This window comes from Streptomyces sp. NPDC001415, assembly GCF_053597395.1.
In genome coordinates, this window is record NZ_JBSFIE010000034.1 from 42,793 (window position 1) to 56,648 (window position 13,856).

Annotated in this window: 1 protein-coding gene (running past one end of the window); it reads right to left on the minus strand. The window is 74.7% G+C overall.

What is annotated here, in order from left to right; genetic code table 11:
* Window positions 1-13,632: the 5' portion of a type I polyketide synthase gene (locus ACWC2B_RS31215; RefSeq protein ID WP_450722482.1), read on the minus strand. The gene continues 14,928 nt to the left of window position 1, outside the view; the window shows 13,632 of its 28,560 coding nt (coding positions 1-13,632); it begins with the start codon at window positions 13,630-13,632; its stop codon lies beyond the left edge, outside the window.
* Window positions 13,633-13,856 lie beyond the last annotated feature (224 nt).

A 13,856-nucleotide genomic window follows, 5' to 3' on the forward strand; every position in this document is an offset into this window, starting at 1 on the left:
TCCGGGGGCCGCGGGGCCGCGGCGGCTGGTGAGCACTACGTGCTCGGCGCCCTGCTGGGCGAGCCAGCGGGCCAGGTGCGGGGCGAGGGTGCCGGTGCCGCCGGTGACGAGGGTGGTGCCCCTCGGCGTCCAGGAGCGGGCCGGAGCCGGGTCCGCGGGGGTGGCGCGTACGACGCGACGGGCGAGGACGCCCGAGGCGCGGACGGCGAGTTGGTCCTCGCCGGTACGGCCGGTCAGGACCGCGGCCAGGCGCTCGGCGGCCCGCCGGTCCAGTTCCTCGGGCAGGTCGACCAGGCCGCCCCAGCGCTGCGGGTGTTCGAGGGCGGCCGTCCAGCCGAGGCCGAGGATCTGGGCCTGGTCGGGGCGGGTGAGCCGGTCCGCGCGGCCGGTGGAGACGGCGCCCTGGGTCAGGCACCACAGCGGCGCGTCGACGCCGGCGTCGCCGAGTGCCTGCACGAGCATGACGGTCAGGGCCGTCGCGCGGCTGAGCGCCGGATGGTGCGGGCTCGGCCCCTCGGCCGCGGCCAGCAGGGACACCACGCCCGCGAGGTCCGCGGTGCCGTCGAGTTCCGTGAGGCGCGCGGCCAGGGTCGCGCGGTCCGTGCAGGCGTCGTCCAGGACGAGGGTGCGGGCGTCGGCGCCGTGCGCGGTGAGGGCGCCGACGAGGTCGTCGTCGGTGGTGCCTTCGCTGGTGACGACGAGCCAGGTGCCGGTCAGTGCCGCCGTGGGCAGGGTGGTCAGCGGCTGCCATGTGGCGCGGTAGCGCCAGGAGTCGACGGCCGCCAGGTCGCGCCGGCGTCGGCGCCAGTCGGAGAGGGCCGGAAGGACGGGCTCCAGGGCGGCGCGGTCCAGGCGCAGGCGGGAGGCGAGGGAGTCGACGTCGTCCTCTTCCACCGCCGTCCAGAATTCCGCGTCCACCGGGTCCGCCGCGGGCCGGTCCTGGGACCGGTCGGGGATCGCCCACAGGTGCTCGCGCTGGAAGGCGTACGTGGGCAGTGGTACCCGGCGGGCGCCGGTCCCGGCGAAGACTGCGGACCAGTCGACGCCCGCGCCCCGGACGAAGGCTTCGGCGAGGGAGGTCAGGAAGCGGTCGGTACCGCCCGCGTCACGCCGGAGGGTGCCGAGCACCGCGGCCGCGCCGCCGACTTCTTCGGCGGTCGCCTGGATGCCCATGGAGAGGACGGGGTGGGAACTGACCTCGATGAAGAAGCGGTGGTCCTGGGCGAGGAGTTCAGCGATGGCGGGCTGGAAGCGGACCGTCTGCCGCAGGTTGGTGTACCAGTAGTCGGCGTCCATGCCCGTGGTGTCCAGCCAGTCGCCGGTCACCGTCGAGAAGAAGGGCACCTGCGCGGGGCGGGGGCGCACCGGCGCGAGGACGCGGTGCAGTTCGTCCCGTACCAGCTCGACCTGTGCGGAGTGCGAGGCGTAGTCGACGGCGATGCGCTTGGCCCGGACGTCCTCGGCGACCAGCTCGGCCTGGAGGGCGTCCAGCGGCGCGGTGGCGCCGGAGACGACGGTGGACTGCGGGCCGTTGACGGCGGCGATCGACAGGCCTTCGTACCGAGTGAAGCGCGCTTCGACCTCGGCGGCGGGCAGCGGGACCGACATCATGCCGCCGGATCCGGCCAGCCCGCGGGCGATGGCCTGGCTGCGCAGCGCGACGACGCGGGCCGCGTCCTGAAGGGAGAGCGCCCCGGCGACGGCCGCCGCGGCGATCTCCCCCTGCGAGTGGCCGACCACGGCGTCCGGGGTGATGCCGTGCGAGGTCCACAGTGCGGCGAGCGAGACCATGACGGCGAAGGAGGCGGGCTGTACGACGTCGACGCGGTCCAGCGTCGGCGCGCCGTCCACCTGGCGCAGCACGTCGAGCAGGGACCAGTCGACGAACTCCGAGAGGGCGGTGGCGCATTCGGTCAGGCGCTCGGCGAAGACCGGGGACTCGTCGAGGAGCCGCGCTCCCATGCCGGCCCACTGGGAGCCCTGGCCGGGGAAGACGAAGACGGTCCTGCCGTCGGTGTCGGCCGTGCCCTGGACGACGCCGGGCGCGGAGCCGCCGGTGGCGAGGGCGTCGAGGGCCGCGCGCCGGGTCTGCTCGTCGGTGCCGACGACGACGGCGCGGTGGTCGAAGAGGGTGCGCGCGGTCACCAGGGAGTGGCCGACGTCGAGGGCGCCGGGTGCCTGTTCGTCGTCGAGGTGGGCGGCGAGGTTGGTTGCCTGGGCGCGCAGCGCGCCCGGGGTGCGGGCGGTCAGCATCCAGGGGATGGCGTCGCCGGCCGGGGGCACCCTCCGCTCGGGGGCCGCCTCCTGCGGGCGGGGGGCTTCTTCGAGGATGGTGTGGGCGTTGGTGCCGCTGATGCCGAAGGAGGAGACCGCGCAGCGGCGCGGGCGCTCGCCCTCGGGCCAGTCGGCGGGCTCGTGCAGCAGGGCGACGGTGCCGGAGGTCCAGTCGATGTGGCTGGAGGGGGTGTCGGCGTGCAGGGTGCGCGGCAGTGTTCCCCGGCGCAGGGCCAGGACCATCTTGATGACTCCGGCGACGCCGGCCGCCGACTGGGTGTGGCCGATGTTGGACTTCACGGAGCCCAGCAGCAGCGGGCTCTGCGGGTCGCGGTCCTGACCGTAGGTGGCGAGCAGAGCCTGCGCCTCGATGGGGTCGCCGAGGGCGGTGCCGGTGCCGTGAGCCTCGACGGCGTCGATGTCCTTCGGGGCCAGCCCCGAGTTGGCCAGGGCCTGGCGGATGACGCGCTGCTGGGAGGGGCCGTTGGGGGCGGACAGGCCGTTGGAGGCGCCGTCCTGGTTGATGGCCGAGCCGCGGACGACGGCGAGGATCTCGTGTCCGTTGCGCTCGGCGTCCGAGAGGCGCTCCAGGACGAGGATGCCGACGCCTTCGGCGAGGGTCATACCGTCGGCGCCGTCCGAGAACGCCTTGCAGCGGCCGTCGCCGGCCAGGGCCCGCTGCCGGCTGAAGGCGATGAACGGGTTGGGGTTGGTCATCACGGTCGCGCCGCCGGCCAGGGCCAGGGAGCTCTCGCCGTTGCGCAGGGACTGGCAGGCCAGGTGCAGGGCGACCAGGGACGAGGAGCAGGCGGTGTCGACGGTGACAGCCGGTCCTTCGAGACCGAAGAGGTAGGCCAGGCGCCCGGAGAGCACGCTGGGGCTGGTGCCGGTCACCAGGTGGCCGGCGGAGCCGTCCTCGATGCCGAGGCCGTACTCCTGGTAGGTGGAGCCGATGAAGGTGCCGGTCGCGGTGCCGTGAACGCGGGTGGGGTCGATGCCGGCCTGCTCGAACGCCTCCCAGGTGGTCTCCAGCAGCAGCCGCTGCTGGGGGTCCATCGACAGCGCTTCGCGCGGCGAGATACCGAAGAAGGAGGCGTCGAACTCGCCCGCGTCGTGCAGGAACCCGCCCTGGGTGGAGTACGTCGTGCCGGGGTTGTCCGGGTCGGGATGGTGGAGGCCGGTGTTCCAGCCGCGGTTGACAGGGAAGTCGGTGATGGCGTCGGCGCCGTCGCTGACCAGGTCCCACAGCTGCCGCGGGGAACGGACGCCGCCGGGGAAGCGGCAGCTCATGCCGACGATGGCGATGGGCTCGTCGAAGCCCCCCGGGGGAACGGCCGCGGGCGTGGCCGCGGCGCCGGTGCCCAGGAGTTCCGCACGAAGGTGGCGGGCGAGGACGGTGGGGGTCGGGTAGTCGAAGACGAGGGTGGCGGGCAGGGCCAGGCCGGTGAGGGCGGCCAGCCGCTTGCGCAGTTCCACGGCGGTCAGCGAGTCGAAGCCGGCGTCGCGGAAGGCCCGCCGCTCCGAGATGGCGTCCGCGGAGTCGTGGCCGAGGGCGATGGCCGCCTCGGCACGTACCAGGTCGGCCAGCAGCCGCGTCTGCTCGTCCTCGTCGAGGCCCCGCAGGCGGGCGGCGAATTCGGGTGCGGCGCTCGCGTCCTCCGTGCGGGCGAGGGCCTGGACCTCGGCCAGTTCGTCGAAGAGGGCGCTGGGGCGGGTGGCGGTGAAGACGGGGTGGTAGCGCTCCCAGTCGATGTCGGCGACCGTGACGGTGACGTCCTTGCCGACGACGGCACGGCGCAGTTCGGTGAGGGCGTTCGCGGGCGCGAGGAAGCGCAGGCCGCGCTTGCGCAGTGCGTCGGTGACCGCCTCGTGGGTGGCCATTCCGGCCTCGGCCCAGGGACCCCAGGCCACCGAGGTGGCGGGCAGGCCGCGGGCCGCGCGGTGCTCTGCCAGGGCGTCAAGGTAGGCGTTGGCGGCGGCGTAGGCGCTCTGCCCGGCGCTGCCCCACACTCCGGCGATCGAGGAGACCAGGACGAAGAAGTCCAGGTCCTGGCCGTCCAGGAGGCTGTCGAGGTGGGCCGCGCCGAGCATCTTGGCGGCCATCGCCTCGGCGGCGGCGTCCAGGGGGGTTTCGGCCAGGGAGGCGTTCTGGCCGACGCCAGCCGCGTGCACGACGCCGGTCAGCGGGTGCTCCGTGGGTACGGAGGCCAGGAGTGCGGCGAGCGTGCCGCGGTCGGCGGTGTCGCAGGCCGCGATGGTGACCTCGGCCCCCAAGTCCCGTATTTCTGCTGCCAGTTCGGCCGCTCCCGGGGCATCGGGGCCGCGGCGGCTGGTGAGGAGGAGGTGGTCGGCGCCGCTGCGGGCGAGCCAGCGGGCCGCCTCGGCGCCGAGCGCTCCGGTGCCGCCGGTGATGAGCACGGTGCCGCCCGCGGTGAAGGCGTCGGCGGGGGGCAGTTCGGCCTGCGGGTGGCGCACCAGGCGCCGGCCGAGCGCTCCGGTGGCCCGGAGGGCGATCTGGTCCTCGCCGCCCCGTGCGGCCAGCGCGCTGACGAGGTGCTGGGTGGCGGGGGCGTCGAGGGCGGCCGGCAGGTCGATCAGGCCGCTCCACAGCTGCGGGTGCTCCAGGGCGGCGACCCGGCCCAGTCCCCAGACCGCGGCCTGGAGGGGGTTGGTGAGCGGGTCGTCGGAGCCGGTGGTGACGGCGCCGCGGGTCAGCGTCCACAGCGGGGCGGCGAGGTCGATGTCGACCAGTACCTGGGTCAGGACGAAGCTCAGCGCGAGCCCGGTGGGCAGCTCAGCGCCGCCCTCGGCGCCGGGCCGGTCGGCGAGCGGGAGCAGGGACAGGATGCCGGCGAAGGCGCGGTCCTGCGTCCGTACGGCGTCGAGCCGGGCGGCGAGTTCGGTGCGGTCGCGGCAGGCGTCGTCCAGGGTGAGGGTCTCGAACTGGGCGCCGTGGCCACGCAGTGCGTCCAGGATCTCGTCGCTGTCGATGCCGTCGGCGGTGACGAGCAGCCAGGTGCCGTCGAGTACGGGCGCGGCGGCCGCCGTCGCGGGGCGCCAGGCGACGCGGTAGCGGGTGGAGTCCAGCAGCGCCTTCTCGTGCCGGTGCTGGCGCCAGGAGGACAGTGCGGGCAACAGCGCGTACAGGGAGGCGTGCTGTTCGTCGCGCAGCCCGAGGAGAGTGGCCAGCTCGGCGGCGTCGCCGCGTTCGACGGCGCCCCAGAGCTCGGCGTCCGCGGGGTCGGCGGCGGCCGGCGCGAGGCCGAACGGGGCCGGCTCGGGCCAGTAGCGCTCGTGCTGGAAGGCGTAGGTGGGCAGATCGACCGGGCGTGCTCCGGTGCCGGCGAGGTACGCGGGCCAGTCGACGGCCGTGCCGCGCACGTGCAGACGGGCCAGGGCGGTGGCCGCACAGCGCTCCTCGCCGCGCCCGGCGCGCAGCAACGGGACGATGTGCGCGTCCGCCGCGTCGCCGAGGGCTTCCTGGGCGGCGGCCGACAGCACGCTGTCGGGGCCGACTTCGAGGAAGGTGCCGGCGCCGAAGTCGTGTGCGGCGCGCAGGGTGTCGGCGAAGCGGACGGCGCCGCGGGCGTGCGCGACCCAGTAGTCGGCGGAGCGCAGTTCGTCGTCGGTGGCGGGTCGTCCGGTCAGGCCGGAGATGACGGTCACGTCCGGCGCGTGGTAGGTGAGCCCGGCCGCGACCTCGCGCAGCCCGTCCAGCGCGGGCTCCATGAGCGGCGAGTGGAAGGCGTGGCTGACCGTCAGGCGCTTGATCTTGCGGCCCTGGGCCGCGAAGTGGGCGGCGATCTCCTCGGCGGCGGCCAGGTCTCCGGCGACCACGACGCTGTGGGGGCCGTTGACGGCGGCGAGGGAGACCTCGTGCTCGCGCCCGGCGAGCAGCGGCGCCGTCTCGTCCTCACTGGCCTGGAGGGAGATCATCGCGCCGCCGGCGGGCAGCGCCTGCATCAGCCGTCCCCGGGCGGTCACCAGGCGGGCCGCGTCGGACAGCGAGAGGACGCCCGCGACATGCGCGGCGGTGATCTCGCCGATGGAGTGGCCCAGCAGCACGTCGGGGCGGATGCCCCACGTGCCCAGCAGCCGGTGGAGCGCGACCCCGACGGCGAACAGCGCGGGCTGGGTCCACTCGGTGTGGTCGAGCAGCGCCGCCTCGGGGCTGCCCTCCGGGGCGAACAGGACGTCCTTGAGGGGACGGTCCAGGTGCGGGTCGAGGGCGGCCGTGACCTCGTCGAGGGCCTGGGCGAACGCGGGGAAGCGGGCGGCGAGTTCACGGCCCGCGCCGGGGCGCTGGCTGCCCTGCCCGGAGAACACCACGGCCAGCTTGCCCGCGCCGCCGATCTCGCCCTCGGTGAGCGCGGAGCCGGGCCGGTCGGCGGCCAGGTCGGCGAGTGCGCGCAGCAGTTCGTCGCGGTCGCCGGTGACGACGGCGCGCTGGTCGAAGGCCGTCCGGGTGGTGGCGAGGGAGAGCGCGACGTCGACCGGGTCGAGAGTTGGGCGCTCGTCGAGGAAGGACCGCAGGCGGGCGGCCTGGTCCCGGAGGGCGGCGCGGCTCTTGCCGGACAGCGTCCAGGGCACGACGGCCGGGGTGAGCGCCGACTGTTCGCGCTGGTCGGGGGCGGCCGACGGCTCCTCGACGATGAGGTGGGCGTTGGTACCGCTGAAACCGAACGAGGAGACGGCGGCGCGACGCGGCCGGCCGGCCTGCGGCCAGGGCGTCTCCTCGGTGAGCAGGCGCACCGCTCCGGAGCCCCACTCCACGTGCGAGGACGGCTCGTCGGCGTGCAGGGTACGGGGCAGCACGCCGTGGCGCATGGCCATGACCATCTTGATGACGCCGGCGACGCCGGCCGCGGCCTGGGTGTGGCCGATGTTGGACTTCACGGAGCCCAGCAGCAGCGGGCTCTGCGGGGCGCGGTCCTGGCCGTAGGTGGCGAGCAGAGCCTGGGCCTCGATGGGGTCGCCGAGGGCGGTGCCGGTGCCGTGAGCCTCGACCGTGTCGATGTCCGCGACGGACAGGCCGGCGGCGGACAGCGCCTGCCGGATCACCCGCTGTTGGGCGGGGCCGTTGGGGGCGGTCAGGCCGTTGGAGGCACCGTCCTGGTTGACCGCGGAGCCGCGGACGACGGCCAGGACGTGGTGCCCGTTGCGGCGGGCGTCGGAGAGGCGTTCCAGGACGAGGACGCCGACGCCTTCGGACCAGCCGACGCCGTCGGCGCCGTCGGAGAACGCCTTGCAGCGGCCGTCCGGGGACAGGCCGCGCTGCCGGGAGAACTCGATGAGGGCGCCCGGCGTCGACATGACCGTGACGCCGCCGGCGAGTGCGAGCGAGCACTCCCCCGCGCGCAGTGCCTGCATCGCCCAGTGCATGGCGACCAGCGACGACGAGCAGGCGGTGTCGACGGTGACGGCGGGGCCTTCCAGCCCGAGCGTGTAGGAGATCCGCCCGGAGGCGACGCTCGGGGCGGTGCCACTGCCCTGGTGGCCCTCGAACTGTCCGGCGGAGAGGACCGTGGCGTAGTCGTTGTACATCACGCCCGCGAACACGCCGGTCCGGCTGCCGCGCAGGGACGCCGGGTCGATGCCCGTGCGCTCGATGGCCTCCCAGGACGCTTCGAGCAGCAGCCGCTGCTGGGAGTCGGTGGCCAGGGCCTCGCGGGGGCTCATGCCGAAGAAGGCGGGGTCGAAGTCGGCGGCATTGTGCAGGAATCCGCCGAAGCGGGAGTAGGAGGTGCCGATGCGGTCCGGGTCCGGGTCGTAGAGCGCGTCCAGGTCCCAGCCCCGGTCGGTGGGCAGGCCCGAGATGGCGTCGGTGCCCTCGCTGACCAGCCGCCACAGGTCCTCGGGCGAGGCGACCCCGCCCGGGTAGCGGCAGCTCATGCCGACGATGACGATGGGGTCGTCGTGGGTGGCGCTGCCGGCGGCACGGGGAGCGCTGGTCGCGGTGGCGGCTTCGGAGCCCATGAGCTCGGCGAGGATGTGCGTGGCGAGGGCGTCGACGGTCGGGTAGTCGAAGATCATCGTCGCGGCGGTGCGCAGGCCGGTGGCCGCGCTGAGCCGGTTGCGCAGTTCGACGGCGGTCAACGAGTCGAAGCCCAGCTCCCGCAGCGGGCGCCGCGCGTCGATGTCGGCGGTGCTGGAGTGGCCGAGTACGGCGGCCACTTGACCGGCCACGAGGTCGAGCACGACCTCCCGGCGGTCGGTCTCCGCCAGCCGGGACAGCTTCTGTACGAGGGTGACGGCGGTCTCCGAGGCCGAGACCACCGAGCGGCGGGCCGGGGTACGGATCAGGCCGCGCCACAGCGGCGGTACCGCGCCCTGGGCACCTTGGAGGCGCAGCACGGACAGGTCGATCCTGGTCGGCAGCAGGACGGCGGCGTCCATGGCGGTGGCGGCGTCGAAGAGGGCGGTGCCCTGTTCCACGGTGAGCGCCGGGGTACCCATACGGGCCAGCCGCGCGAGGTCCTCGTCCGTCAGGCCGCCGGTCATTCCGGCGGTGGGCTCCCACGGGCCCCAGGCCAGGGAGAGCCCCGGCAGGCCCTGGGCGCGGCGCAGTTGGGCGAGCGCGTCGAGGAAGGCGTTGGCGGCGGCGTAGTTGCCCTGGCCCGCCGTGCCCACGGTGCCGGAGAGGGAGGAGAAGACGACGAAGGCGGCCAGGTCCAGATCCCGGGTGGCCTCGTGGAGGTGCCAGACGGCGTCGGCCTTGGGCCGCAGGACCGTGCTGATCTGCTCGGGGGTGAGTGACTCGATCACGCCGTCGTCGAGGGTGCCGGCGCTGTGCACGACGGCGGTGACAGGGTGCTCGGCGGGCACACCGGCCAGCAGCCGGTCCACGGCGGCACGGTCGGCCAGGTCGCAGGCCGCGATGGCCACCTGGGCGCCGTGTTCGGTGAGTTCGGCCACGAGTTCCCGGGCGCCCTCGGCGTCGGCGCCGTGGCGGCTGACGAGCAGGAGGTGCCGTACGCCGCGCTCGGTGACCAGGTGCCGGGCCAGTACGCGGCCCAGGCCGCCGGTGGCCCCGGTGAGGATCACGGTGCCGTCAGGGGCCCATTCCGCAGTGGTCTGCGATGCCTGGGCGCGGGCGAGCCGCGCGGTGAGCACGGCGGTGCCGCGGACGGCGGTCTGCGGCTCGTCCAGGGCCAGGGCCCGCAGCAGCGGCTGCACAGTGGGCTCGTCGAGAGCGGGGTCGAGGTCCAACAGGCCGAAGCGGCCGGGGTGTTCGCTCTGCGCGACGCGCACCAGGCCCCAGACGGCGGCGGCCACCGGGTCCGGCGCCTGTCGGGCGTCGGTGGCGACGGCGCCACGCGTGACGAAGACCAGCCGGGACCCGGCGTACTGCTCGCTGGCCAGCCAGCTCCGCAGGCATGCCAGGACGTGGGCGGTGCGGGCGTGCACGGAGGTGACGACCTCGTCACCGCTGTCGGCGTCCGCACCCGCGAGGGGGGCGAGTACCACGTCCGGTGCTCGGGTGCCGTCCGCGCCGGGCAGCGCCATGACGGTGAGGTCCGGCGACGAAAGCGCCCGCTCCAGGCCGAAGAGGTCCGGGCCGAGGACGCCGACCGAGGCGGGCGCCGTCTGCGGGGACTGGTGTGCTGCGGTCCAGCGCAGTTCGAACAGGGCTTCCCGGACGAGGGAGTCGGCGGCGCCGAACCGCTCGTCGGGCACCGTGCGCAGGACCAGCGAGCCGATGGAGACGACGGCGGCGCCGGTGGTGTCGGCGACGGCGATCGCCACGGCGTCGTCGCCGGCCGGGGTCAGCTTCACCCGGACCGTCGTCGCCCCGCTCGCGTGCAACGTCACGTCCTGCCATGAGAAGGGCAGGCCGCCGCGGGCGTGCTCGCCCAGGTCGGCGAAGGCCGCGGCGTGCAGGGCGGCGTCCAGCAGGGCCGGGTGGATCCCAAACGATGCCGCGGAGTCGGCGTCGGAGCCGTTCGTGTCGGGCAGCGTCACCTCGGCGTAGACGTCGTCGCCACTGCGCCAGGCGGCGTGCAGGCCCTGGAACAGCGGGCCGTAGCCGAAGCCGGTGTCGGCCATCCGGTCGTAGAAGCCGTCGAGGTCCAGCGGCTGGGCGTCGGCGGGCGGCCAGGCGGTGGCGTCGAAGTCGGCGTGGTGCTCGCCGGCGACGAGGGTGCCCGAGGCGTGCTGGGTCCAGGGGAGTTCCTCCGGCCCGTCGGGGCGGGAGTGGACGCTGACGGCGCGGCGACCCGACTCGTCGGGGCTGCCCACCCAGACCTGCACCTGGACGCCGCCCTCCTCGGGCAGCAGCAGCGGGGCGGCCAGCGTGAGTTCCTCCACGCGACCGCAGCCGGCCTCGTCCCCGGCGCGTACGGCCAGTTCGAGGAAGGCGGTGCCCGGCAGCAGCACCGTGCCGCGTACGGCGTGGTCGGCGAGCCAGGGGTGGGTGCGCCGCGACAGCCGGCCGGTCAGCAGCAGGCCGTCGGAGTTGGCGACCGACACGGCCGCCGTCAGCAGCGGGTGGTGCGCCGCGCCCAGGCCGGCGGCGCGTACGTCACCGCCCGTCGCGGGGGTGCTCCTGGGCCAGTAGCGGCGGCGCTGGAAGGCGTAGGTGGGCAGGTCGGTGCGCCGGGCGCCGGTGTCCTGGAAGTAGGGCTCCCACTGGACGGCCACGCCGCGGGTGTGCAGACCGGCCAGCGCGGCGGTGAGGGTCTCGGCCTCGGGGCGGCCCGGCCGCAGCACGGCGAGCGTGGCGGGGACGCCATCGGCGAGGACGGCGTCGGCGGGGCCTGCGGCGTCGGCGGAGTCGGAGGCGCCGTCGGCGGTACCGGTCGCGGCCAGGGAGTTCTGGGCCATGGCGGACAGGACGCCGTCGGGCCCCAACTCCAGGAAGGTGGCGGTGCCGTGGCCGTGGAGCCAGTCGAGGGCGTCGGCGAACCGTACGGTGTGCCGGGCGTGGTTCACCCAGTACTCGGGGGAGGTCAGTTGCTCCACCGTGGCGAGGGTCCCGGTCAGGCCGGAGACGACCGGGATGACGGGGGCCTGCGGTGTGAGCCGGGAGACGGCGGTGCGGAAGTCCGCCAGCATGGGCTCCATGAGCGGGGAGTGGAACGCGTGCGAGACGCGCAGCCGCTTGGTCTTGCGGCCCAGCGCGCCGAAGTGCTCCGCGACGGCGCTGACCTCGTCGGTCCGGCCGGCGACGACGACGGCGGCGGGCCCGTTGACCGCGGCGATCGAGACGCGGTCCGACAGGTCCGCCAGCAGGGGCAGGACCTCCTCCTCGGTGGCTTCGAGGGAGACCATGGCGCCGCCTTCGGGCAACGCCTGCATGAGGCGGCCGCGGGCGAGCACCAGGGCCGCGGCGTCGGCCACGGTGAAGACCCCGGCCACGTGCGCCGCGGCGATCTCTCCGATGGAGTGCCCGGCGAGGAAGTCCGGCGTGATGCCGAAGGACTCGGCGAGCCGGTACAGCGCCACCTCGATCGCGAACAGTGCGGGCTGGGCGTAGCCGGTCTCGTCGAGCAGGGCGGCCTCGGGCGTGCCCTCGGCGGCGAACAGCACCTCCTTCAGGGGCCGTTCGAGGCCCTGGTCGAGGTGGGTGAGGACCTCGTCGAGGGCGGTGGCGAAGACGGGGAAGCGGGCGGCCAGTTCACGCCCCATGCCTGGCCGCTGGGAGCCCTGGCCGGCGAAGAGGAAGGCGAGCTTGGACCGCGTCCGGGCGGTGTCCTGCACCAGGCCGGGGGCCGGAGCGCCGTCGGCGAGCGCGGTGAGGGCAGCGCGGGCCCGGCCCAGGTCGGCCGCGGTGAACGCGGCACGGTGTTCCAGGCCGGAGCGGGCCGTGGCCAGGGAGTAGGCCACGTCCACAGGCGCGAGACCGGGGTGGGCCGTGAGGTGTTCGAGCAGCCGCGCCGCCTGGGCGCGCAGCGCCTCGCGGGTGCGGCCGGAGACGAGCCAGGGGACGGCGCCCGCCGCCAAGGATGCGTCGGCGGCCGGCGGCGCGGTGCCCTCCTGGTCCTCCTGGCCGGCCTCGGGGGACGGGGCGGCCGGGGCCTCCTCCAGGATCGTGTGGGCGTTGGTGCCGCTGAGCCCGAACGAGGAGATGCCGGCACGCCGCGGCTGTTCGCCCTGCGGCCAGGAGACTTGCTCCGTGAGCAGGCGCACGGCGCCCTGTGTCCAGTCGACGTGCGAGGACGGCGCGTCGACGTGGAGTGTGCGCGGAAGCAGGCCGTGGCGCATCGCCAGCACCATCTTGATGACGCCGGCCATGCCTGCCGCCGCCTGGGTGTGGCCGAGGTTCGACTTGACGGAGCCCAGCAACAGCGGGTGGTCGGCCTCTCGGCCCTGGCCATAGGTGGCCAGCAGTGCCTGGGCCTCGACCGGGTCGCCCAGCGCGGTGCCGGTGCCGTGCGCCTCGACGACGTCGACCTCGTTGGCCGAGAGGCGCGCGCTGACCAGCGCCTGCTCGATCACCCGTTGCTGCGAGGGGCCGTTGGGCGCGGTCAGCCCGTTGGAGGCGCCGTCCTGGTTGACGGCGGATCCCCGGATGACGGCCAGGATCTCGTGGCCGTTGCGGCGGGCTACCGAGAGGCGCTCCAGGACCAGGACGCCCACGCCCTCGGCCCAGCCGGTGCCGCCTGCGGAGTCGGCGAAGGAGCGGCAGCGGCCGTCGGCGGAGAGCCCGCCCTGGCGGCTGAACTCCACGAAGGTGGTGGGGCTGGACATCACGGTGACGCCGGCGGCCAGCGCCAGGGAGCACTCGCCCTGACGCAGGGAGTGGGCGGCCAGGTGCAGGGCCACGAGGGAGGACGAGCAGGCGGTGTCGATGGTGACCGCCGGGCCCACGGTTCCGAAGAAGTACGCGAGCCGGCCCGAGATGACGCTGGTGGTGGTGCCCGTCAGGGCGAAGCCCTGGACGTCGTCGTCCGGACCCACCCGGTACTCCTGGGGCATCGCCCCGACGAACATGCCTGTCCTGCTGCCCCGGACCGCCGCCGGGTCGATGCCGGACCGCTCGAAAGCCTCCCAGGAGGACTCCAGCAGCAGTCGCTGCTGCGGGTCCATGGCGAGTGCCTCGCGGGGGGATATCCCGAAGAAGGAGGCGTCGAACTCGGCCGCGCCGTGGAGGAATCCGCCGGAGAACTCCCCCGCGTCCCCGGCCAGTTGCTCCCAGCCGCGGTCATCGGGGGAGGTCGTGATGCCGTCCCCGTCGGCGGCGAGCAGGGACCAGAGCTCTTCGGGGCTGCTGACGCCACCCGGGAAGCGGCAGCTCATGCCCACGATCGCGATCGGCTCGCGAGTCGCCGCCTCCAGCTCGCCCACCCGCTGCCGGGAGCGCCGCAGGTCGGCGCTGGCCCGCTTCAGGTAGTCGCGGAGTTTCTGTTCCTGATCCATGTTCGCCACGTTCCAACCCATCTCAAGACCGTCGGACAGCAGAGGATTTCGAGGTGGACAGCCCGCATTGGGGACTGCTGTTCCACAGCTAATGAGTTATCTGCGTGCCCTGCACGAGGCAGCTCGACTTCCCGCACGCCACCCGCCCAGTCTCTCCGGGGGTGACCATGGAATTCCGTAGAGTCGGCCGGGCCCGGGGCCGGCCGCGCGCAGACATGCCGGGG